This window comes from Ruegeria sp. BHSC223, from assembly GCF_059613025.1.
The window spans coordinates 372,359-395,108 of the sequence record NZ_JBXWRR010000002.1 but is presented as its reverse complement, the minus strand read 5'-3'; the positions used below and the strand labels follow the sequence as shown (position 1 = coordinate 395,108).

The following is a 22,750-nucleotide window of genomic DNA, read 5'->3' as shown; positions in this document are numbered from 1 at the left end:
CGTTGCGCAAGGTTCATGCTGCAATGCGGCGTTTTTTGCCTTGAACATTCCGGCAAAAAATGCACCTCTCCGCGCAACAATATTTCTCTCGGGAGACCTGACATGGATCCGCGCCAGCGCCCCTATCGTTCCGTCCTCTATATCCCCGGCTCCAAGGAGCGGGCGTTGGACAAGGCGCGCAGCCTGCCGGTGGATGCGATCATCTTTGACCTTGAGGATGCGGTCGCCGCCGATGAAAAGGACAACGCCCGCGAGACGTTGAAGGCGGCACTGGCGCAGGGCGGTTATGGCGCGCGGGTCAAGATCGTGCGGATCAACGGGCTGGACACGCCCTGGGGCCGGGCCGATGCCGAGGCGGTGCGCGAGATGGATGCCGACGTGGTGCTGTTGCCCAAGGTGGGCAGCGCGGCCGATGTGGATGCGCTGGCCGCGATCACCGGCGACCTGCCGATCTGGGCGATGATGGAAACCCCGCGCGGCATGCTGAACGCCGCGCAGATCGCCGCGCATCCACTGCTGACCGGGTTCGTGATGGGCACCAACGACTTGGCAAAGGAGTTGCAGACCCGGTTTCGGGCCGACCGTCTGCCGATGATGACCTCGCTGGGCCTTTGCCTGCTGGCGGCCAAGGCCGAGGGGCTGATCGCCATCGACGGCGTCTATAACGCGTTCAAGGATGACGAGGGGCTGGCGGCCGAATGCGCACAGGGCCGCGACATGGGGTTTGACGGCAAGACGCTGATCCATCCGGCGCAGGTGGATATCGCCAACGCGGCCTTTGCCCCGTCCGAAGCCGAGATCGACCTGGCCCGCCGCCAGATCGCTGCCTTTGCCGAGGTCGAGGCCAGCGGACAGGGCGTTGCCGTGGTGGATGGCAAGATCGTGGAAAACCTGCACGTTGCCACCGCCCGTGAAACTCTGGCAAAAGCAGAGGCGATATTGGCTTTGCAAGCGGGATAAACTCTCATGGGCTTCGTTCTTTTGATCCTTGGTGTGGCACTCTGGTGGGCCGCGCATCTGTTCAAGCGGGTTCGGCCTGCGCAGCGCGCCGCAATGGGCGATCGCGGCAAGGGCAAGGTGGCGCTGGTGTTGCTGGGCTCGGTCGTGCTGATGGTGATCGGGTTCCGGATGACGCCCTATGTGCATGTCTGGGCGCCGCCCGCCTATCTGACCCATGCCAACAACCTGTTGGTTCTGGTTGCGATCTGGATGATGAGCCCGGCCGGAACCAAGGGCAAGTTGCTCAACAAGATGCGCCATCCGCAATTGGCTGGTTTCCGGGCCTGGGCGGCGGCGCACCTGTTGGTGAACGGAGATCTGGCGTCGATTATCCTGTTCGGTGGCCTGTTCCTGTGGGGCATTGTCGAGGTCGCCGCGATCAATGCCGCGGAACCAGAATGGACCCCGGGCAAGCCCGGCACGCTGGGCAAGGACGCGATGTTCCTTGTCGCCTCGGTCGTGCTGATGGCGGTAATCGGCTATGTCCACGGGCTGGTCGGGCCCTGGCCTTTCCCGGGATAAGGCGCGCTCATGGCCAAGCTCTATCGCCTCCTGACCGAAGAAGACACCGCCGCCTTCTGCCACAAGGTTTCCGATGCGCTGGCCAAGGGGTGGGAGCTTTATGGCTCCCCCGCCTATGCCTATGACGCGGCGAACGGCATCATGCGCTGTGCGCAGGCTGTGACCAAGGATGTTCCGGCCGACTATTCCCCTGACATGAAACTGGGACAACAATGATGGCAAAGACCAATCCGGGCCGCTTCTTCGAAGACTACGCTGTCGGCCAGACCCTGCATCACGCGGTTCCGCGCACCGTGACCAATGGCGAGCGCGCGCTCTATCATGCGCTCTATCCCGCGCGGCATGCGCTGTATTCCTCGGACGCGTTTGCGCAATCCTGCGGGCTGTCGGGCAGCCCGATCGACGATCTGGCAGCGTTTCATGTGGTGTTCGGCAAGACGGTTCCGGATGTGTCGCTGAACGCGGTGGCTAATCTCGGCTATGCCGAAGGCCGCTGGCTGAAACCGGTTTATGCGGGGGATACGCTGCGCTCGGTTTCCGAGGTGATCGGGCTCAAACAGAACTCCAACGGCAAGACCGGGGTGGTCTATGTCCGCACGCGCGGCTTGAACCAGCGTGACGAGACCGTGATGGAATATGTCCGTTGGGTGATGGTGCGCAAACGCGACCTGGATGCGCCTGCGCCCGAAACAGTGGTGCCCGAGCTGAAAAAGGTGCTGGCGCCCGCCGATCTGGTGGTGCCCGAGGGACTGGATTTCTCGTCCTACGACTTTGCACTGGCGGGCGAGCCGCATCGTTGGGATGATTATGCCGTTGGCGAAACCATCGACCATGTGGATGGTGTCACTGTGGAAGAGGCCGAGCATATGCTGGCCACCCGCCTGTGGCAGAACACGGCCAAGGTGCATTTTGACCTGACCTTCCGCCCCGACGGGCGGCTGATCTATGGCGGGCATGTGATCTCGATGGCGCGCGCGCTGAGTTTCAACGGGCTGGCCAATGCGCAGATGATCGTGGGTCTGAACGGCGGGGCGCATGCCAATCCCTGCTTTGCCGGCGACACGATCAAGGCCTGGACCGAGGTGCTGGACAAGGCCGATACCGGCGCGCCTGGCGTCGGAGCGCTGCGTCTGCGATTGGTGGCTACCAAGGGCGGCAAGCCGTTCGATTTGCGCGGGGCGGATGGCAAGTATCTGCCCGACGTCCTGCTTGATCTGGACTATTGGGTGCTCATGCCGAAATAAACGGACAGCCGGGGAAAGGGCGCGTTGTTCTGTCGGACATGACGCGCATGTGATCGCATTTGCAAACAACTGTGTTAGCCTGTGGTCATGTCTTTCTGGCGCGCATTCGTTTCTAGTCTTTTCCTGACCCAGCCTGCTCTCGCTTGCGATCTCGCCTTGGCGCTGGCGGTGGATGTGTCCGGCTCTGTCGATGAAGGCGAATACCGCACCCAGATGGATGGGCTAGCCCATGCACTGCGCGATCCGGTTGTGTCCGAGGCGCTGGTGCGGGCAGAGGCGCAGTTGATGCTGGTGCAATGGACCGGCGCCGCACGCCAGCGGGTGACCATCCCCTGGACCCAGGCCAGCAGTTTCGAGGCGCTGGACCGGTTCGCCGACCGGGTTGCAGCCGACCCGCGTGTCTGGCGCAACTACTCCACCGCAATAGGCGAGGCGCTGGAAGTCACCATGGCCGCCTTTGCCCAGGTGCCAGACTGTGCCCGCCATCTGATCGACGTTTCCGGCGATGGCCCCTCGAACGAGGGGATCGAGCCGTTGGCGGTGCATCGCGATCTGCGTGCGCTGGGGATCACGGTGAATGCCATCGCTATCGAGCAGAGTGAGCCAGACCTGACCGCCTATTTCTATGAAAACGTCATCGTGGGCGAAGGGGCCTTTGTCGAGACTGCCAATGGCTTTGCCGACTATCCCGCGCGTATCCGCAAAAAGCTGCTGCGCGAGGTCACGCAGCAGACTGCGGCATTGGACTGAGGTGCCGGTGAGAGATTCGTGATCACATCCGACCTGCCCTGCTAACGCTCACATGTGGAGAATGTGGAGAATAATGTGATCACACGCTAGATCACCGTGATCACAAAGGGGCAAATCTTGCCGGGCGTGCCAAAAAACCGCGCCCTTTTGCAGTTGCGGCGCGTGACAGGACGCAAAAAAGAGGTAAAACCAAGCGCAGCCAACGGAAAGGAGCCATCATGGCCGATGTCAATCGGGGTAACCGCCCGCTTTCGCCGCATCTTTCGATCTATCGACCGCAGCTGACCTCGATCACCTCGATCCTGACGCGGATCACGGGCAATGCGCTGTTGCTTGCGGCGTTGCTGATCGTCTGGTGGTTCCTGGCCGCCGCGACCTCGCCCGAGTATTTCGCTGTCGCCGATGCAGTGGTCACCTCGCTGATCGGGGATCTGGTGATGGCGCTGTCGCTTTGGGGGCTGTGGTATCACACGCTGGCCGGTATCCGGCACCTGATCTGGGACAACGCGCTGGGCCTTGACCTTCCGACAGCCGAGAAACTGGGCTGGGCCGTTGTGGTCGGGTCTGTCGTCCTCACCATCCTGACCCTTCTGGTCATCGCGTAACGGAGGCCAAAGATGCGCTATCTCACAGACCGCAAACGCGCCGTTGGCATGGGCTCGGCCAAGACGGGCACCGCCCATTTCTGGGCGATGAAGGTCAGCTCGGTGGCCCTGCTGATCCTGATCCCGCTGTTCGTCTTTACCTTCGGCCCGATGCTGGGTGAGCCACACCAGGCGGTGCTGGACTATTTCTCGCGCCCCTTCCCGGCCATCGTCGCCGCCCTGACACTGGTCGTCGGTTTCAAACACTTCGCCGACGGCGCCCAGGTGCTGATCGAGGATTACGTGCATGGCCTGATGCAGAAAATCCTGATCATCCTGGTGATCTGCCTTTCCTATGCCGCTGCTGCGACCGGCCTTTTCGCCATCGCCCGCATCGCCCTTTAAGACCGGAGCTTTTTCAATGGCTGCTTACGAATACGAAACGCATGAATATGATGTGGTCGTGGTCGGCGCCGGCGGTGCCGGTCTGCGGGCCACGCTGGGCATGGCCGAGCAGGGCCTGCGCACCGCTTGTGTGACCAAGGTGTTCCCGACCCGCTCGCACACTGTCGCCGCGCAGGGCGGGATTGCCGCGTCGTTGTCGAACATGGGGCCCGACCACTGGCAGTGGCACATGTACGACACCGTCAAGGGGTCGGACTGGCTGGGCGATACCGACGCAATGGAATACCTCGCGCGGGAAGCCCCCAAGGCGGTGTACGAGCTGGAGCACTATGGCGTTCCCTTCTCGCGCACCGAAGAGGGCAAGATCTATCAGCGCCCGTTTGGCGGCCACACCACCGAGTTCGGAGAAGGCCCGCCCGTGCAGCGCACCTGTGCAGCGGCGGACCGCACCGGTCACGCGATCCTGCATACGCTCTATGGTCAGAGCCTCAAGAACAACGCCGAATTCTATATCGAGTATTTCGCCATCGACCTGATCATGTCCGAGGACGGTCAGTGCCAGGGCGTGGTCTGCTGGAAGCTGGATGACGGCACCTTCCACGTCTTCAACGCCAAGATGGTGGTGCTGGCAACCGGCGGATATGGCCGCGCCTATTTCAGCGCAACCTCGGCCCATACCTGCACCGGCGACGGTGGCGGCATGGTGGCACGTGCCGGCCTGGCGCTGCAGGACATGGAATTCGTGCAGTTCCACCCGACCGGGATTTACGGTTCGGGCTGCCTGATCACCGAAGGCGCGCGTGGCGAGGGCGGGTACCTCACAAACTCCGAAGGCGAACGGTTCATGGAGCGTTATGCGCCCCAGTACAAGGACCTGGCGCCGCGCGACTATGTCAGCCGCTCGATGACCATGGAAATCCGCGAAGGCCGTGGCGTGGGCAAGGATGGCGACCATATCCACCTGAACCTGAGCCACCTGCCGGCCGAGGCGCTGGCCGAACGCCTGCCGGGCATCTCGGAAAGCGCCAAGATCTTTGCGGGCGTCGACGTGACCAAGGAACCGATCCCGGTTCTGCCCACCGTGCATTACAATATGGGCGGCATCCCGACCAACTATTGGGGTGAGGTGCTGAACCCCACCGCCGACAACCCGACCGCCGTCGTGCCCGGCCTGATGGCCGTGGGCGAGGCCGGTTGCGCCTCGGTGCATGGGGCCAATCGCCTCGGCTCGAACTCGCTGATTGACCTTGTTGTGTTTGGCCGTGCCTCGGCCATTCGCGCGGGCAAGGTGGTGGACCCCGCGGCGCCGAACCCGGTGCTGAACCTCGCCTCGGTTGAAAAGGCGTTTGACCGGTTCGACGGGCTGCGCAACGCCAAGGGCAATGTCGCCACCGCCGAGTTGCGGCTGGAGATGCAGAAGACCATGCAGGCCGACGCCGCCGTGTTCCGCACCGCCAAGACCATGGCCGAGGGCGTCGAAAAGATGACCGCGATCGCGGCCAAGATGGACGATCTGAGCGTCACCGACCGCAGCCTGGTCTGGAACAGCGACCTGATGGAAACGCTGGAACTGACCAACCTGATGCCCAGCGCGCTGGCCACCATCGTCGGTGCCGAAGCGCGCAAGGAAAGCCGTGGCGCCCATGCGCATGAGGATTTCCCGACCCGCGACGACGAAAACTGGCGCGTTCACACCGTGTCGCGCGTGGAGGGCAACAAGGTCGATCTGAGCTATCGCCCGGTGATCACCGACCCGCTCACCACCGAAGAGCAGGGTGGCATCAGCCTGAAGAAAATCGCGCCCAAGGCGCGGACTTTCTAGACAGGAGGTAGGGACCGCTTTGGCGGTCCTCCGTTCCCATGGCCGACACCGCGCTCATATCCTGCCACTATGGCCCGGCCCGTTTTCGGGCCGTCATCGCTGTGCGCAGTCGAAGGGAGCTGTGATGACTGACCCAAAGATCATCCTGATTGGTCTCAACCGGTGCGCCACCACCACATTCTACAAGCTGTTTCAAAACAGCGGCATTCCGGCGGTGCACTGGCAGGATGGTAAAGGCAAGAATATCGCCCTCAGGATGATGACCAATATCGCGATGGGTCGAAAACCGCTGGACGGTTTCGGGGAGGTGCGTGCCTTTACTGATATGGCGTTTGTCAGCCACCGGATGATGCTGGACTGCGCACGCTTATTTCGCGAACTGCATCAGGCGTATCCCGACGCTTATTTCCTGCTGAATACCCGCGACAAGGATGATTGGCTTGCCTCTAGGGCACAACATGCCGATGGCTCCTATTTGGAGCGCTGCTGCAAAGCCAACGGCCAGGACGAAGACGAGGTCAAGTCGGGTTGGGCGCAGATGTACGACGTACATCATGCCGAGGTCATGGGTTATTTCGCGGGCAACCCCCAATTCATGTATTTCGACATCGACCGCGATGATCCGCGAGCCGTGGTCAATTGGCTCGCGCCGGATTTCGACGTAAACCTCGCCCATTGGGGGCATTACAATCAAAAGGCCCCCAAGCGGGTCAAAACAGGCTGAATGGCGGCCCAGTGCCGAATGGAGGATTGACATGGTTCAACTGACCCTGCCCAAGAATTCCCGGATCACCACCGGCAAGACCTGGCCCAAGCCGGACGGCGCGACCAATCTGCGCAAGTTCCAGATCTATCGCTGGAATCCGGACGATGGGCAGAACCCGCGCGTCGATACCTATTTCGTCGATATGGACGATTGCGGGCCGATGGTTCTGGACGCTCTCATCTATATCAAGAACAAGGTCGATGCGACGCTGACCTTCCGCCGGTCCTGCCGCGAAGGGATCTGCGGATCCTGTGCGATGAACATCGACGGGATCAACACGCTGGCCTGCATTTACGGCATGGACGAGATCAAGGGCGACGTGAAAATCTATCCGCTGCCGCATATGCCGGTGGTCAAGGACCTGATCCCGGATCTCACCCATTTCTATGCCCAGCACGCCTCGATCATGCCCTGGCTGGAGACCAAGACCAACCGCCCGGCCAAGGAGTGGAAGCAATCCATCGAGGATCGCAAGAAGCTGGATGGCCTTTATGAATGTGTGATGTGCGCGAGCTGCTCGACCTCGTGCCCCAGCTATTGGTGGAACGGCGACCGCTATCTGGGGCCCGCCGCGCTGCTGCACGCCTACCGCTGGATCATCGACAGCCGGGACGAGGCCACGGGCGAACGCCTGGACAACCTCGAAGACCCGTTCAAGTTGTACCGCTGTCACACGATCATGAACTGCGCCAAGACCTGCCCCAAGGGGCTGAACCCGGCCAAGGCGATTGCCGAGATCAAGAAAATGATGGTCGAACGCACGGTCTGATCGGTTCAATACCCATGGTAACAGCGGGCCCTCCTTTGGCGGGCCCGTTTTTTTGGTGATCTATTAAGTGTTGCCCTTTCTGCATGGCCAGTCTGCACAACTGTCCGATGCATCCGCTGTGCTTTGCGCTTAGTTTGATCGGCAGGGAGGGGCCAAATCTGATGCAAAGGATGACGCCCATGAACACCGCGAACAAACCCGCCAGACCCCATATCCCCGCGCAAGAGGCGCTGGACCTGCTTAACCAGGCTTGGGCTTACTACGTGCCCGAACCAGTCATGGTTGCAAAGGAAGAGCAACCCGACCTCTTCCAATATGCCAATGCCGCCTGAGGGCAGATTGCCTAAGCGGTACTGACAAGATAGGACGGGGTCATGCCCGTCCTTCTTCTGTTTTTGGCGTTGGTTGTCTTTGCCTATTTCTTCTGGCGCGCCCGCAGCACCACTCTGACCCGAAACTGCCGCTGGCGGTTTGACCGAAATCGCGAAATCTGGACTTGCGCCTATTGCGGAGGTCAGGTTTTGGGGTCTGTGGATAAGCCACCAACCTGTTGCGTTGAAACAGCAAATAGAGCCGACTAGGAAGAAATTTGCGTGCTTTGGAAATTCCTCTTGAAACGACTCATCATTAGACCGATATCGCGATTCAAGACGCCAACGCACGCGCCTCTGTCGTAAGGGACGCACCCTATGGTTACGCAGCGACGGTAACGTCTCCACTTTTGCCGCACGGCTTTGCCGCGTCTGTTGGAGATGACCTTGAACGCAGTTGTAACCGGGCCCCTGGCCTGTGAAAGCGCGACTCTGTCCCGCGCCGAAACCTTTATCCTGTCCAACCGTTTCGATCGCCCGACGCTGGTGATCGACACCCAGGCCGTCGCCCACCAGTTCGCCGCGCTGGCCCAAGGGCTTGGCCGCGCGCGTATCCACTACGCGGTCAAGGCGAACCCGCTGCCGGAAATCCTGTCGACGCTGGCCCGCTTGGGCAGCAATTTCGACGCCGCCTCGCGTGCCGAGATCGAGCTGTGCTTGGCCGCCGGGGCCTCGGCTGACCGCATTTCCTTTGGCAACACGGTCAAGAAACCGGCCGATATAGTCTGGGCGCATGCGGCGGGGATCACTCTGTTTGCCGCGGATGCGGAAGACGAATTGAACAAGATCGCAGCCCATGCGCCGGGCGCGCAGGTCTATGTCCGCATGATCGTCGAGGCCTGTGAGGCCGACTGGCCGCTCAGCCGGAAATTCGGCTGTGCGCCGGACAAGGCCATCGCTGTCCTCGACTACGCGCGCTCTGTCGGCCTCGACCCGGTTGGCCTGTCCTTCCACGTCGGCTCGCAAACCCGGCGAGCCGAGATGTGGGTGCCGGTGCTGGATCAGGTGGCGGCTGTCTGGCATGCCGCCCGCGCCGCAGGGCATGAACTGAGCCTGCTCAATATCGGCGGTGGTTTCCCGGCCTTCTATGGTCAGGAGGTGGATGCGCCCGAACTCTACGCCGCCGAGGTGATCCGCCTGATCAGCGAACGGTTCGGCGACGTTCCCCAGATCATGGCCGAGCCGGGCCGCGGCATGGTGGCCGAAGCCGGTGCGATTGCCGCCGAGGTGCTGCTGGTCTCGCGCAAATCCACCAATGACCTGCACCGCTGGGTTTACCTGGATATCGGCAAGTTCTCGGGTCTGGCCGAAACCATGGACGAGGCGATCCGCTATCAGTTCCTCACCGAGCGCGAGCACGAGCCGACCGGTCCCTGTATTCTTGCCGGTCCCTCCTGCGACAGTGCTGATGTTCTCTATGAAAAGAAGATGGTGCATCTGCCGCTGGGCCTGCGCGATGGCGACCGCATCGTGATCCGCAACTGCGGAGCCTATACCTCGACCTATGCCAGCGTCGGTTTCAACGGTTTCCCACCGCTTGACGTTGTCGCGATCTGAGACACTGCTGTCGGAGACGGTCTTGCGCCGTCTCCGTTCCGACGGCTTTATGGGGTGGCAAACAGACAGGTGACCGCCCGATGACCGATACCCCCGCCGATGCCGATGCTCGCCGCGCCGTAAAGCCGGTGATCTGTTATCCCAACGACAGTCTTCCTCGCCCCGACCTGGATCTCTATCGCGCCGCGCGCGCGTCTGCCCGCAAGACGGACGAGGTGCTGGTCCCGCCGCGCGAGGGGCGGTGCTTCGAGGTCAAGGCGGGTCAGGTCTTTCGCATCAGCTCCGTCGAGGGGCCGCAGGTGGGGGACTTGAACCTGCACAACCTGCATGACCTGAGCGAGCGGTTCTTCTCGGGCAAGACACGCGCCCTGCACGGTACCCACGTTACCACCGGTGAACGGTTGTGGTCGAATCTGCCCTACCTGCGACCGATGGCGACGATCATCGAAGATACCCTGGGCTGGTACGGGATCGACCAATTTGGTGGTTCTGTCCATGATGTGATCGGCACCCGCTGCGATCCCTATACCGGCAATTTGCTGGCGGGCGACCACTACCATCATTGCTGCCATTCGAACCTGACGCGCGCCCTGGCCGACCATACCGGGCTACCGCTGCACGATGCCGAGATGCTGGTACATGACGTTCTGAACGTGTTCATGTGTACCGGCTTCACCCGCGATACCGGGCAGTATTTCATGAAGGCTTCGCCGGTGCGACCGGGGGATTATCTGGAATTCTTTGCCGAGATCGACCTGTTGGGCAATCTCAGCGCCTGTCCCGGCGGCGACTGTTCGTCCGAGCATTCCTCGGACACGGCAACCTGTCACCCGCTTCTGGTAGAGATCTTTACGCCAGCAGAGGGCGCGCTTGGCGATTGGTCCAGTCCGTCGGTCAATGGCTATGATCGTAGCCACGGGCGATAGGCTTGTGCGGAAACAGCCCGACAGGGCGGGATGAGCGCATGAAAAACGCGGCCCCAGAGAGCCGCCTTTTTTTTCTTTTCGGTTCAGGCGTCGGGAAAGGCCGCGTGCAGCGCGATCTCGACCATGTCGCCAAAGCTGGTTTCGCGCTCTGCGCTGGGCAGGGCGGCCCCGGTCAGCAAATGGTCGGAAACCGTCAGCACCGCCAGCGCCCGGCATTTATGCCGTGCCGCCAGAATGTACAGCTCTGCCGCCTCCATCTCGACCCCCAGCACGCCGTGGCGCACCATCTGTTCGTTCAGATCGGGCCGCTCGTCATAGAACACGTCCGACGAATAGATGCCGCCCACATGGGTCCGCACGCCTTTTGTTTCGGCGGCACGCGCCGCTGCGTGCAGCAGGGACCAATCGGCGCAGGGGGCAAAGTTCAACTCGCGAAAGATGCCGCGTGACGGCGTGCCAAGCGTCGAGGCTGTCATCGCCAGGATCACGTCCCGCACCTCGACACTGTCTTGCATCCCCCCGCAGGAACCGATCCGGATCAGCGTTTTTGCCCCAAAATCGCGGATCAGTTCGTTGGCATAGATCGACAGTGACGGCATGCCCATCCCGGACCCATGAATGGTTACCCGATTTCCGCGCCACATGCCGGTAAACCCCAACATGCCCCGAACCTCATTTACCAGAACCGGATTATCCAGGAACGTTTCGGCCGCCCATTTCGCGCGATAGGGATCGCCGGGTAAAAGAACGGTTTCCGCGATTTCGCCAGCCTTGGCGCCAATATGGATCGTCATTTCCCCAGAATCCGCTCAGATTTCCAGATCGGAGATATCTGCGCCGCTCTGAATGGCATCATGCACCCATTGCGGTTTGCGTCCGCGGCCCGACCAGGTCTGTTCCGGATTGGCGGGATTACGGTATTTGGGCTGGGCCTTGGTCCCTTTGGTCGACTTCCGTGTTTCACCGGACAATTCAGCCAATGAAAAGCCGAATTCGGCTGCCGCTTTTTCCGCCGCTTTCAGGGCTTCCTGACGTTCGCGTTGTTCGGCGGTTTTGATGGCTGCATCAACCTTGTCCCTTAGGTTGATCAGTTCCTTACGCGTCATGCCGCTAAGATCGTGTCCCATCCTGTGTTCCTTTTTGAGTTCTATTGAGCGCAAAAAAACGTGGCGCCAATCGCGCCACATTAAGCACAGACAAAGACGCGTTTCAGCATCATTTTTTTAGAGCAGCGAATTTATTCCGCCGCTATTTCGGTGTCTCTCACCAGCGTCACGATATCACCCATAATTCCGTTCAATTCGAAATCCTTGGGTGTATAGACCTTGGAAACCCCCATTGCGCGCAATTTTTGGGCGTCCTCGTCAGGGATAATGCCGCCAACGATTACCGGGATATGTGCCAGACCGGCGAGGCGCATGCGATCCATCACCTCTTCGACCAGCGGCAGATGACTGCCCGACAGGATCGACAGGCCGACTACATGGGCCTGTTGCTCGAGCGCCGAGGTGACCAGTTCCTCGGGCGTGAGGCGGATACCGTCATAGCTGATATCCATGCCACAGTCGCGGGCGCGAAAGGCAATCTGCTCGGCGCCGTTGGAATGACCGTCCAGCCCGGGCTTGCCCACAAGGAATTTCAGGCGACGGCCCAACCGGTCGCTGACCGCGTCCACCGCCGCGCGCAGGTCTTCCAAGCCTTCGGTCTTGTTCGAGACCGATCCGGATACACCGGTAGGGCCGCGATAGGTGCCATAGGCCTTGCGCATTTCTTCGGCCCATTCGCCGGTGGTGACCCCGGCCCGCGCCGCCGCGATCGAGGGTTCCATCACGTTCGCTCCGGTCCGGGCCGCGGCGCGCAGCGCCTCCAGCGCCGCCGCCACCGCCGCATCGTCGCGTTCGGCGCGCCAGCTATCCAGCCGCGCAATCTGTTCCTGTTCGACCGCCGGATCGACGACCATGATACCGCCATCCTCGGTCTGCAGGGGCGAGGGTTCGCCTTCGGTCCAGCGGTTGACGCCAACCACTACGGTTTCGTTGCGCTCAATCCGGTTCAGGCGTTCGGCATTGGAATCGACCAGACGCGATTTCATGTATTCGATCGAGGCAACCGCACCGCCCATCGAGTCGAGATTGGCAAGTTCCGCCCGCGCTCCCGCCTTCAGCTCTTCGACCTTGGCATCCACGACCGGGTTGCCGTCAAAGAGGTCGCCATATTCCAGCAGGTCGGTTTCGTAGGCCAGAATTTGCTGCATCCGCATCGACCATTGCTGGTCCCAGGGGCGGGGCAGGCCCAGTGCCTCGTTCCAGGCGGGCAGCTGCACGGCGCGCGCGCGGGCCTTCTTCGACAGGGTCACGGCCAGCATTTCGATTAGGATGCGGTAGACGTTGTTTTCCGGCTGCTGCTCGGTCAGGCCCAGCGAGTTCACCTGCACCCCATAGCGAAAACGGCGGAACTTCGGGTCGTTGACGCCATAGCGGCTTTCCAGAATCTCGTCCCACAGATCGACAAAGGCGCGCATCTTGCACATCTCGGTGACAAAGCGGATGCCTGCATTCACAAAGAATGAGATGCGGCCACACAACGCCGGGAAGTCTTCGGCGGGGACACGCGGTTTCAACTCGTCGAGTACCGCGATGGCGGTGGCCAGCGCATAGGCCAGTTCCTGTTCCGGTGTCGCGCCCGCCTCTTGCAGGTGATAGGAACACACGTTCATCGGGTTCCATTTCGGCACGTTGGTGTAGCAATATTCGGCCACATCCGCGATCATCTTGAGCGACGGTTTCGGCGGACACACATAGGTGCCGCGCGAGAGATACTCTTTGATCAGGTCGTTCTGAACCGTACCTTGCAGTTTCGAGACATCCGCGCCCTGTTCTTCGGCCACCGCGATATAGAGCGCCAGCAGCCAAGGCGCCGTGGCGTTGATCGTCATCGAGGTATTCATCTGTTCCAACGGGATCTGGTCAAACAGCACCCGCATGTCGCCCAGGTGGCAGATCGGCACACCGACCTTGCCCACCTCGCCACGCGCCAGCACGTGGTCGCTGTCATAGCCGGTCTGCGTCGGCAGGTCGAAGGCCACCGAAAGGCCGGTCTGCCCCTTGGACAGGTTATTGCGATAGAGCGTGTTCGAGGCCTTGGCGGTCGAATGGCCGGCATAGGTGCGGATCAGCCAGGGACGGTCCGCCTTGCGGTCGGAGTTTGCAGTCTGACGGTCTTTTTGCATCTGCGACATGGACGGCCTCTCGATTCTGCTTCGGTAACAAAGTTTCGCTAGAGGGTTCTAAATCGCAATTTTCGGGACATGTCAATTCGCTGCATTGCGGCGAAGCCATCTCGCATCATTCGATTGTGAGGGGCCGCGATTGGTGGCAGTGTGCCGGAATGACGCAGACCGTGGAACTCCCGCTTTGGCTATTCGTGCTGATCGTGCTGTTTGCCGCGGTCACCTTCGCCTCGCACTTTCTTTTCCCATCAGTCCGCTGGTTTTTCCGCCGCAGGCTGGAACGCGCGGTTGCCCGGTTGAACACGCGGTTGGCCCGACCGATCCAACCCTTCAAGCTGGCCCGCCGTCACGACATGATCCAGCGGCTGATCTACGATCCAGAGGTGGCGCGTGCCGTGCGTGACCAGGCTCGCGACGAAGGTATCCCCGAAGCGGTGGCCTTCGAGCAGGCGCGACGCTATGCGCGCGAGATCGTTCCGGGCTTTTCGGCCTTTACCTATTTCAGTTTTGCAATCCGGTTGGCACGCTTTCTCTCTAACGCGCTTTACCGCGTCCGGCTGGGCCATGTGGACGCCGAGGCGCTGCGCGGCATCGACCCCGAGGCGACTGTTGTTTTTGTGATGAATCATCGCAGCAACATGGATTACGTTCTGGTCACCTATCTTGCCGCCGAGCAATCCGCGCTCAGCTATGCGGTGGGCGAATGGGCGCGGGTCTGGCCGCTCAGCCGGCTGATCCGGGCGATGGGCGCCTATTTCATCCGCCGTAGATCGCGCAGCGACCTCTACCGCAAGGTGCTGGCCGCCTATGTCCGCCATGCGACCGAGGCGGGCGTGACACAGGCAATGTTTCCCGAAGGCGGGCTCAGCCTGTCGGGCGGGTTGGGGCGGCCCAAGTTGGGTCTGCTGAAATACATCGTAGACGGCGCCGACCCGGCTGGGCGCGATGTGGTCTTTGTTCCCGTGTCGATCAACTATGACCGCGTGCTCGAGGACACGATCCTGACAGCGGCTGCCAGCCGCGGAGAGCGCCGTTTTCGCGCGCGGATTGGCGTGATCACGATCTGGTTTCTCAAGCAGTTCTGGTGGCGGATCACCGGACGGTTTCACCGCTTTGGCTATGCGGCTGTCAGTTTCGGCAGGCCACTGTCTTTGTCCGGGTTTCGAACCAAGGCCAAGGGAGACCCGACAGTACCGCTGGCACGCGAACTGATGGCGCGTATCGGGGCTGTTGTTCCGGTGCTTCCGGTGCCGCTGGTGGCCTGGCTGATCCAGCAAAACGGGCCGATGACCCGCAGTGCTTTGGCCGCAGGGTTCGATCATGCCCTTGCTGCGTTGCCGCATGCACATATCCATATGCCGCGCGACGACCGCCACTATGCGATCGAAGTGGGGCTGCGGCAGTTGATCGAGCGGCGCATCCTGGTCGAGAGTGATGGCCGCTTTGGTCCGGGTACCGAGCGGCAGGACCTGTTGGCCTATTACGCGGCCTCGATTGCACATCTGATGGATGGCGGCGCTGCATATGCAGCAGAACTTTCTGCGATTGCAGGGTCATAAAATTTCAAAACATTGGTCAATTGCTATTGCAATGTTGCGTGACCGTTTGTAGGTCATGCTGAGGGCCGCGATTCTGCGTTGCGGCAAAGAGATCGTAAAAGGAGGCCACCATGGCTTTGGACACCGACAGCGGTATCGCGTCTTACGAGGCGCCCGAAAAAGACCTCTATGAGATGGGTGAGATCCCGCCGCTGGGATATGTGCCCAAGAAGATGTATGCATGGGCGATCCGTCGCGAGCGCCATGGCGAGCCCAACTCCGCCATGCAGCAGGAAGTGGTCGATATCCCCGAGCTTGACAGCCACGATGTGCTGGTTCTGGTGATGGCCGCGGGCGTCAACTACAACGGCGTCTGGGCGGCGCTGGGCAAGCCCATCAGCCCGTTCGACGGCCATGGGCAGCCCTATCACATTGCCGGTTCGGATGCCTCGGGCATCGTCTGGGCGGTGGGCGACAAGGTCAAGCGTTGGAAGGTCGGCGACGAAGTCGTGATCCACTGCAACCAGGATGATGGCGACGACGAGGAATGCAACGGTGGCGATCCGATGTATTCGCCCAGCCAGCGGATCTGGGGCTACGAGACCCCTGACGGGTCGTTTGCCCAGTTCACCCGTGTGCAGGCACAGCAGCTGATGCCGCGCCCCAAGCATCTGACCTGGGAAGAAAGCGCCTGTTACACCCTGACCCTCGCAACCGCCTACCGGATGCTGTTCGGCCACCCGCCGCATGACCTGCAACCGGGCCAGAACGTGCTGGTCTGGGGCGCATCGGGCGGTCTGGGGTCCTATGCGATCCAGTTGATCAACACCGCTGGCGCCAATGCGATCGGTGTGATCTCGGACGAGGACAAGCGCGACTTCGTCATGGGACTGGGCGCCAAGGGCGTGATCAATCGCAAGGACTTCAACTGCTGGGGCCAGTTGCCCACGGTCAACACGCCCGAATATGCCGCTTGGCTAAAAGAGGCGCGCAAGTTCGGCAAGGCGATCTGGGACATCACCGGCAAGGGTGTGAGTGTCGACATGGTCTTTGAACACCCTGGCGAGGCGACCTTCCCGGTGTCGTCGCTGGTGGTGAAAAAGGGTGGCATGGTGGTGATCTGTGCCGGGACCAGCGGGTTCAACTGCACCTTTGACGTCCGTTATATGTGGATGCACCAGAAGCGTTTGCAGGGGTCGCACTTTGCCCATCTTAAGCAGGCCGCCGCTGCCAACCGGTTGATGTTGGAGCGCCGGCTTGATCCTTGCATGTCCGAGGTTTTCACCTGGGCCGACCTGCCCGAGGCGCATATGAAGATGCTGCGCAACGAGCACAAACCCGGCAACATGTCGGTGTTGGTGCAAGCGCCCCGCACCGGTCTGCGCACGTTGGAAGAGGTGCTGGACGCCCGCGATTAACCCAACCGACAGAACTGGCTGACATCATGGCCTGCGAATCACCGCTATGGTTCGCGGGCCATTTGCGTTTGCGGGACACGGCCACGGGGTATCAGGAGGTTAGAAATTGCCACCTCGCTACTTTTGGGGAGTGGAAAGCAGTGAATTTTCACCCACAAGCCGCACATGCTATAGTTGTGTTAACCTTTCGTTAACCGTTTCGGAGAGACTCTGATGCCGCAAACTGAGTGGATACTGGACGTCCTGTCGGACCTCAAAACCTTCGCCAACGCGAATGGCTTGAGTGCCCTGGCCGAGCAGCTCGACGACACCAAGATCGTTGCTGCGGCCGAGATCGCGTCCAAGAGAGAAGAGGCGCTGTCACCGACCCATGGGCAGAAAGGTCAACCTGAACCCGATTTTGGAGGACTTGGACGCCACCAGCGCGCTTGAAGACCTCGAAAGGGTTACCGTCAAACTGCGCGATACGCTCGAAATTGACCACATCGTCTATCATTGGGTTGACAGCGCAGGCGATCAATATGGATGTGCAACCTATCCTCAAGCCTGGCAGGAACGGTACCTGGAAAAGAACTATCACCGGATAGACCCGGTGATTCTGGGATGTTTTCAAAGGTTTCACCCGGTAGACTGGAAGCGGCTCGACTGGTCAGGCAAGGTTGCCAAAGCGTTCTTGCAGGATGCGCTGGAACACGGGGTTGGAAATCAGGGTTACTCGATTCCGATCCGAGGTCCAAACGGGCAGTTCGCCCTCTTTACCGTGAACCATGTCTGCGATGACGCGGTCTGGTCCGAGTTTACCGAAACGTACGGGCGCGATCTGATCCTTATCGCTCATTTTTTCAACCGCAAGGCGCTGGAGTTCGAGAGATCGCGCCAACCGGACCAGCTCCGCAACCTGTCTCCGCGTGAAGTCGATGCGATGACTTTGCTGGCACTGGGCTATAGCCGAGCGCAGGTGGCGCATTCATTGTCAATCTCGGAACATACATTGCGGGTCTATATCGAAAGTGCTCGTTTCAAACTTGGGGCACTTAACACAACCCACGCGATAGCTACCGCAATGAGTCGCGGTCTTATTGTAGTTTGAACGGCGCTCGCACTACTGACCAGATTTTAACCATTTGTACGTACCCCTTTTGTTCCATATCGGACGGCAAGGGAACAAACAAATGCTGCGCTATTTGTATGCGGATGAATTGCACCAATACCCGAAACTAGCGAAATCCATGTTTTTGGATCGCGCGGACCAGTTCAAGACGCGCCTTGGATGGGATGTACATGTCAACGAAGATGGGGAAGAGCGCGATCAGTACGACGAGCTTAACCCGCTCTATGTCATCTGGGAGGAACCCGATGGAAGCCATGGAGGCTCCATGCGGTTTCTGCCTACGACTGGCCCTGTGATGATCAACGATGTGTTTGGTCACCTGACCGGGGGTAGCCCGATCTGCAGCCCGATGATCTGGGAAGTCACGCGCTTCTGTCTCTCGCGGAGGGCCAGTTCGCGCGTTGCTGGCGCGATCATGCTCAGTGGGGGCGAGGTGATGGAGGGTTTCGGCCTGACGCATATCGCCGGTGTCTTTGATGAGCGAATGATCCGAATTTATCGATTGATCGGCTCGTCGCCCGAGATACTGGGCAGCGAGGGCGAAGGCCGCGACCGGGTTTCGGTAGGTCTATGGCCGTTTTCGCCCGCCGATTGTGCGCGGGTAGCCGAACGGGCGGGTGTCCCGCGCGAACTCTCGCGGCTCTGGTTCAATCGCGCCTTTGGCAAGGTGAACCGTCGCCGCTTTGCCCGGGCGGGATAATTCCCGTCACGGACCGGTCCTCTCTGGCACGGCGCGGCCCCCGACTGTAGGGTCGCGCCATGACCACAAATGCTGTTACCTACTCCGATGATCAGGCCAATGCCTTTGACGCCATAGCCGAGCTGCTGCGCGCGGCCGGGGTCGATCTGGACGATGATGCGCTGCTGCGCCCGCCCGGCGGGGGCAAGACCGGGGTGATGGCGGTGATCGGCAAGGCGGGTTCGGGCAAAACCCTGTTGCTGGCCGAACTCTGCAAGGCGCTGACCGAAGCCGGGGTACAGGTCGTTTCGGGCGACTACGAGGGGCGCAAAAGCAAGGACCGGCGCACGCTCGCGATACTGGCCCCGACCAACAAGGCCGCCAGTGTTCTACGCCTGCGCGGGGTGCCTGCGACCACGATCCATCGTATCCTCTATACTCCGGTTTATGATCCCGACTACGAGCGTATCGCCGAATGGCTGGCTGGCAATGGCGACCGGCCCGAGATCGAGGGGTTGAGCGACGCAGCGCTGGACCGGGCGGCGGCGTTTTACGCGCGCAACACATCGATTCCCGGCGCGCTAGCAGCGGCGGGGCTGCGCGGGTCTGATTTCATCACCGGCTGGAAGCGCCGTGAGGAACCTCTGGATATCGGATTCATCGACGAGGCGTCGATGCTGGACGACCGCCAGTTCGAGGATTTGAAAGAGATCTTTCCCACCCTGATCCTGTTCGGTGACCCGGCGCAGCTGGCACCGGTCAACCAGTCCGGATCGATGGTGTTCGATGCATTGCCCGAACCGCGCAAGCTGACGCTCAGCCGCATTCACCGGCAAGAGGCCGACAGCCCGATCCTGGATCTGGCCCATGCCCTGGCCGATCCGGCAGTCGATTTCGAGGCCTTCGAGCGCATGGTCGAGGACAAGGCCCGTCAGGACGACCGCGTCGTCTGGGGCGGCAGGGTCGAGGTCGACCTGATGGCCCGCAGTCCGGTCCTGGTCTGGCGTAACGCCACTCGGATTCGCCTGATCAACGCCTTTCGCTCGGTCCACGGTGCGCCCGAGACAGAACTTCTGGAGGGTGAACCGCTGATCTGCGACGGGATCGAGTTGCCGCTCAAACACCGTAAGAAACGGCTCGACCTCGAAGCGCGCGGCCTGATCAAGGGGGCGCAGGTGATCTATCTGGGCCCCGGCCGCAAACCGGGTTTCTCGCGCCTGCATGTGATGGGTGCCGAAGATCCGCAAGTCAGCGCCGCCTCGATCGTCAAGATCGAGAAGCCCGATGAAGAGGAGCCGTTCATCCCTTTCGCGGCCCGCATGGGCGCGACGTTCCTGCACGGGGCGGCGGTGACCATCCACAAGGCGCAGGGGTCGCAATGGGAGACGGTGCAGGTCTTTGCCCCTGACATCTATGCCGCTGCCCGCGCCGGACGCGTCGAGGCGGGGCAACCCCTCTGGAAACGACTGGCCTATGTGGCAATCACCCGTGCGCAGGAACGGCTGATCTGGGTGGTGCGCAATCGCCTGTCGAAACCGACCTATCCGCTGCGGGTCGATGATCTGCGGCAGGCCGCCGCGCCGGTGCTGACGCTGGAAGAGGAGCAAGAGGCATGAGAACCATCCTGATCACCGGTGCCAGTTCCGGCATCGGGCGCGCCACCGCCGAGCTGTTCCTTGGCGAAGGGTGGACCGTGGGATTGCTGGCTCGGCGTGGCGAGATGCTGGAGGAAATCGCGGCAGGTCACGACCGTGCGGTTCCTCTGGTGGCAGATGTGACCGATCCGCAGTTGGTCGAGCGGGCCTTTGACCGGTTTCAGGGCAGGGTCGGGCGGCTCGACGTGCTGTTCAACAATGCGGGCATTTTTGCGCCGGGCGGCACCATAGACGAAATCGCTCTCGATGACTGGTTCACAACCGTCAATGTGAACCTGAACGGCATGTTCCTTTGCGCCCGAGCCGCTTTTGCCTGGATGCGAGGGCAGGCGCCACAGGGTGGTCGGATCATCAATAACGGGTCGATTGCCGCCCATGCACCTCGGCCGAACTCGATCCACTACACCACGACAAAGCATGCGATCACCGGTCTGACCCGCAGCTTGTCACTGGATGGCCGCGCCTTTGGCATCGCGGCGGGACAGATCGACATCGGCAATGCCCAGACCGATATGGTGCGGGGCCTGAACGAAAGGGCGCTGGCCGAAGGCCGCACGCCCGATCCGTCGATGGCGGTCATGGATGCGGCCCGCTCGGTTCTGCATATGGCGACCCTGCCGCCCGAGGCGAATGTCCTGTTCATGACGGTGATGGCGACCACGATGCCCTATGTCGGGCGCGGCTGAGTCTAGGTTCCGCGCAGCGCGCGGAAGGCGGCAGAGGCGCCCCATCCGGCGGCGATGGCAATGGCCAGAGACATCAGCCCGTACAGAACCGGTTGCTGATGCGCCAGATTGAACAGGAACCGTTCCAGCCCCACCTTTCGCACATCGATCGTGGTTTGGAAGTTCGAAACCACCTTGCCGCCGCGAGTCAGGAAGATACGCGCGACATATTCGCCCTCGGTCAGGTTGGCGGGCATGTCGATCTCGGTCCGGAACAGGGTCTGTTCATCCACGGCAACGGTGTTCTCGCGGATGGAATACAGCCCTTCGTTCTGGCGAATGCGAACAACGGCCCGGGTAAACTCTTGCGCGTCGGCGATGTTCATGTCGGCGCCGACCGAGCGGATTGCCCGCTTGATGGACACCTTGTGGCGCAGGTCCTCGGTATCGCTCAGGGCCTGGCTGAACGGCGCACTGGTCGCGGCGGCATAGAAACTGGGGGCTGAATCCACCAGAACGCTGTCGGTGTTGACCCAGATTCCCAGCTTCTTTTCTTTGCGGCGAACCAGCACCGGGGTCGAAGGACCCGACACCGCCACGATCACCTGAAGCGGATCGCCCTGCGGGATCGGTGTCTCGCGCTTCACCGCGCCAAAGATCAGGATGTCTGAACCGTCAAAGTCGGCGGTGATCGCAACGCGGTCACGGCTCAGGCCAAGTACCACTTGTTCTTCGGTGGCCGTGGCCATCAGCGGCATCACCAGCGCCAGCAGAGTGGCAAGAACGATGCGGCGCATCTCAGTGCCCCCCCGAGGCGCCAAGCGAGAAAAGCTCGCTGGGCATCAGCAACAGGTCAAGGGCCAGTTTCGCACAGACCGCCAGAACCAGCCCAGCCAGCAGGATGCGCAGCTGTTCGGCCTTCATCCGGGCGCCGATCACCGTTCCGATCTGAGCTCCGATCACGCCCCCGATCAGCAGCAGCACCGCAAGCACCACGTCAACCGTGTAGTTGGTGGTAGCATGCAGCATGGTGGTGAATGCGGTGACAAAGATGATCTGGAACAGCGAGGTGCCCACCACGACCTTGGTCGGCATGCCCAGCAGATAGATCATCGCGGGCACCATGATAAAGCCGCCCCCGACCCCCATGATTGCTGACAGCACCCCGACCAGCAGACCGACCACCACAGGCGGGATAACCGAGATATAGAGGCCCGAGGTGCGGAACCGCATCTTGAACGGCATCGCATGGATCCAGCCACGCTGGCGCCGTTTCGGCACTGTGCCACCTGACTTGCGGGATTTGCGGATGGCATTCAGGCTTTCGATGAACATCAGCCCGCCGATGATGCCCAGAAAGACGACATAACAGAGCTTTACCAGCAGATCGACCTGGCCCAGGCTCTTAAGGTAGTTGAACAGGACCACGCCCAGCGCCGCACCCGTCAGGCCGCCGATCAGCAGGATCGTTCCCATCCTGAAATCGACCGTACGCCTTCGGAAATGCGCCAGAACCCCCGAAAAGGACGAGGCGACGATCTGGTTCGCTTCGGTCGCCACCGCCACAGCGGGCGGGATGCCGATGAAGAACAGCAAGGGCGTCATCAAAAAGCCGCCACCAACCCCGAACATGCCCGACAGGATGCCGACCATGCCGCCGAGGCCCAGCAGCAGGAACGCGTTGACCGAAACCTCGGCAATGGGAAGGTATATCTGCATGTTTTTTGTTAAACCGGCATG

25 protein-coding genes are annotated in these 22,750 nt (G+C 61.2%); 20 read left to right on the top strand and 5 right to left on the bottom strand.

The features are described from left to right. Nucleotides 1-102: 102 nt before the first annotated feature. The 13 genes from AC2FNY_RS05895 to AC2FNY_RS05835 all read left to right on the top strand — a co-directional run bounded on the left by AC2FNY_RS05895 (nt 103) and on the right by AC2FNY_RS05835 (nt 10,715). Nucleotides 103-960, top strand: a complete 858-nt coding sequence (locus tag AC2FNY_RS05895) for an HpcH/HpaI aldolase/citrate lyase family protein (RefSeq protein WP_234137248.1) — start codon at nt 103-105, stop codon at nt 958-960. Nucleotides 961-966: 6 nt separating this feature from the next. Further along, entirely contained in the window at nt 967-1,521 is a 555-nt protein-coding gene (locus AC2FNY_RS05890) for an NnrU family protein (RefSeq protein WP_234137249.1), read from the top strand. 9 nt (nt 1,522-1,530) lie between these two features. After that, a complete protein-coding gene (locus AC2FNY_RS05885; RefSeq protein ID WP_234137250.1) occupies nt 1,531-1,737 on the top strand; it encodes a DUF1737 domain-containing protein in 207 nt (68 codons plus the stop codon). Continuing rightward, nucleotides 1,737-2,765: a MaoC family dehydratase gene (locus AC2FNY_RS05880; RefSeq protein WP_496801896.1), complete on the top strand. Its 1,029-nt coding sequence runs from the start codon at nt 1,737-1,739 to the stop codon at nt 2,763-2,765. The genes AC2FNY_RS05885 and AC2FNY_RS05880 overlap by 1 nt, the downstream gene beginning before the upstream one ends. Nucleotides 2,766-2,852: 87 nt before the next feature. After that, nucleotides 2,853-3,515 carry a DUF1194 domain-containing protein gene (locus AC2FNY_RS05875; RefSeq protein ID WP_496801895.1) on the top strand — a complete coding sequence of 221 codons (663 nt, stop codon included), beginning with the start codon at nt 2,853-2,855 and terminating at the stop codon, nt 3,513-3,515. A gap of 218 nt (nt 3,516-3,733) precedes the next feature. Beyond that, complete coding sequence (sdhC, locus tag AC2FNY_RS05870) at nt 3,734-4,120, top strand: succinate dehydrogenase, cytochrome b556 subunit (RefSeq protein ID WP_234165621.1); 387 nt, start codon at nt 3,734-3,736, stop codon at nt 4,118-4,120. Nucleotides 4,121-4,132: 12 nt separating this feature from the next. Then, nucleotides 4,133-4,504 carry a succinate dehydrogenase, hydrophobic membrane anchor protein gene (gene sdhD / locus AC2FNY_RS05865; RefSeq protein ID WP_011046120.1) on the top strand — a complete coding sequence of 124 codons (372 nt, stop codon included), beginning with the start codon at nt 4,133-4,135 and terminating at the stop codon, nt 4,502-4,504. Between the two features lie 16 nt (nt 4,505-4,520). Then, complete coding sequence (gene sdhA / locus AC2FNY_RS05860; RefSeq protein ID WP_238904165.1) at nt 4,521-6,326, top strand: succinate dehydrogenase flavoprotein subunit; 1,806 nt, start codon at nt 4,521-4,523, stop codon at nt 6,324-6,326. 124 nt (nt 6,327-6,450) lie between these two features. Further along, nucleotides 6,451-7,050, top strand: a complete 600-nt coding sequence (locus tag AC2FNY_RS05855; RefSeq protein WP_234165622.1) for a sulfotransferase — start codon at nt 6,451-6,453, stop codon at nt 7,048-7,050. A 31-nt stretch (nt 7,051-7,081) separates the two neighbouring features. Next, nucleotides 7,082-7,861, top strand: coding sequence for a succinate dehydrogenase iron-sulfur subunit (locus tag AC2FNY_RS05850; protein WP_234137256.1), 780 nt, complete (start codon nt 7,082-7,084; stop codon nt 7,859-7,861). A gap of 179 nt (nt 7,862-8,040) precedes the next feature. After that, on the top strand, nt 8,041-8,193 hold the full coding sequence (locus AC2FNY_RS05845) for a hypothetical protein (protein ID WP_234137257.1): 153 nt from the start codon (nt 8,041-8,043) through the stop codon (nt 8,191-8,193). A 420-nt stretch (nt 8,194-8,613) separates the two neighbouring features. After that, entirely contained in the window at nt 8,614-9,789 is a 1,176-nt protein-coding gene (locus AC2FNY_RS05840; protein ID WP_496801894.1) for a type III PLP-dependent enzyme, read from the top strand. A gap of 80 nt (nt 9,790-9,869) precedes the next feature. Beyond that, nucleotides 9,870-10,715, top strand: a complete 846-nt coding sequence (locus AC2FNY_RS05835) for an urea carboxylase-associated family protein (RefSeq protein WP_496801893.1) — start codon at nt 9,870-9,872, stop codon at nt 10,713-10,715. A gap of 83 nt (nt 10,716-10,798) precedes the next feature. Here AC2FNY_RS05835 and deoD read toward each other — a convergent pair whose 3' ends face one another. The 3 genes from deoD to AC2FNY_RS05820 all read right to left on the bottom strand — a co-directional run bounded on the left by deoD (nt 10,799) and on the right by AC2FNY_RS05820 (nt 13,953). Next, nucleotides 10,799-11,509 carry a purine-nucleoside phosphorylase gene (deoD, locus tag AC2FNY_RS05830; protein ID WP_496801892.1) on the bottom strand — a complete coding sequence of 237 codons (711 nt, stop codon included), beginning with the start codon at nt 11,507-11,509 and terminating at the stop codon, nt 10,799-10,801. Between the two features lie 15 nt (nt 11,510-11,524). Next, nucleotides 11,525-11,842, bottom strand: a complete 318-nt coding sequence (locus AC2FNY_RS05825) for an H-NS histone family protein (RefSeq protein WP_234137261.1) — start codon at nt 11,840-11,842, stop codon at nt 11,525-11,527. A 110-nt stretch (nt 11,843-11,952) separates the two neighbouring features. Further along, a complete protein-coding gene (locus AC2FNY_RS05820; RefSeq protein WP_234142577.1) occupies nt 11,953-13,953 on the bottom strand; it encodes a protein meaA in 2,001 nt (666 codons plus the stop codon). A gap of 149 nt (nt 13,954-14,102) precedes the next feature. On the opposite strand from AC2FNY_RS05820, the gene AC2FNY_RS05815 reads away from it, so the two are divergent. The 7 genes from AC2FNY_RS05815 to AC2FNY_RS05785 all read left to right on the top strand — a co-directional run bounded on the left by AC2FNY_RS05815 (nt 14,103) and on the right by AC2FNY_RS05785 (nt 21,031). Continuing rightward, nucleotides 14,103-15,503, top strand: coding sequence for a 1-acyl-sn-glycerol-3-phosphate acyltransferase (locus AC2FNY_RS05815; protein ID WP_234137263.1), 1,401 nt, complete (start codon nt 14,103-14,105; stop codon nt 15,501-15,503). Nucleotides 15,504-15,613: 110 nt separating this feature from the next. Next, nucleotides 15,614-16,900, top strand: coding sequence for a crotonyl-CoA carboxylase/reductase (gene ccrA / locus AC2FNY_RS05810; protein WP_496801891.1), 1,287 nt, complete (start codon nt 15,614-15,616; stop codon nt 16,898-16,900). Nucleotides 16,901-17,113: 213 nt separating this feature from the next. Next, nucleotides 17,114-17,332, top strand: coding sequence for a hypothetical protein (locus AC2FNY_RS05805; protein WP_234137265.1), 219 nt, complete (start codon nt 17,114-17,116; stop codon nt 17,330-17,332). Further along, the gene (locus AC2FNY_RS05800) at nt 17,271-17,990 is read left to right on the top strand and encodes a helix-turn-helix transcriptional regulator (RefSeq protein ID WP_234162791.1); all 720 of its coding nucleotides are present in this window, start codon (nt 17,271-17,273) and stop codon (nt 17,988-17,990) included. Before AC2FNY_RS05805 ends, AC2FNY_RS05800 begins: the two co-directional genes overlap by 62 nt. Nucleotides 17,991-18,072: 82 nt before the next feature. Next, complete coding sequence (locus AC2FNY_RS05795) at nt 18,073-18,711, top strand: acyl-homoserine-lactone synthase (protein ID WP_234137542.1); 639 nt, start codon at nt 18,073-18,075, stop codon at nt 18,709-18,711. A 59-nt stretch (nt 18,712-18,770) separates the two neighbouring features. Further along, nucleotides 18,771-20,306, top strand: a complete 1,536-nt coding sequence (locus tag AC2FNY_RS05790) for an ATP-dependent DNA helicase (protein WP_234176331.1) — start codon at nt 18,771-18,773, stop codon at nt 20,304-20,306. Then, a complete protein-coding gene (locus AC2FNY_RS05785) occupies nt 20,303-21,031 on the top strand; it encodes an SDR family oxidoreductase (RefSeq protein WP_234142584.1) in 729 nt (242 codons plus the stop codon). Before AC2FNY_RS05790 ends, AC2FNY_RS05785 begins: the two co-directional genes overlap by 4 nt. A gap of 2 nt (nt 21,032-21,033) precedes the next feature. Here the strand turns inward: AC2FNY_RS05785 and AC2FNY_RS05780 are convergent, their stop codons facing one another. Both AC2FNY_RS05780 and AC2FNY_RS05775 read right to left on the bottom strand, forming a co-directional pair. After that, on the bottom strand, nt 21,034-21,807 hold the full coding sequence (locus AC2FNY_RS05780; RefSeq protein ID WP_234162790.1) for a TIGR02186 family protein: 774 nt from the start codon (nt 21,805-21,807) through the stop codon (nt 21,034-21,036). Nucleotide 21,808: 1 nt separating this feature from the next. Then, a complete protein-coding gene (locus tag AC2FNY_RS05775) occupies nt 21,809-22,729 on the bottom strand; it encodes a sulfite exporter TauE/SafE family protein (protein ID WP_234137270.1) in 921 nt (306 codons plus the stop codon). Nucleotides 22,730-22,750 lie beyond the last annotated feature (21 nt).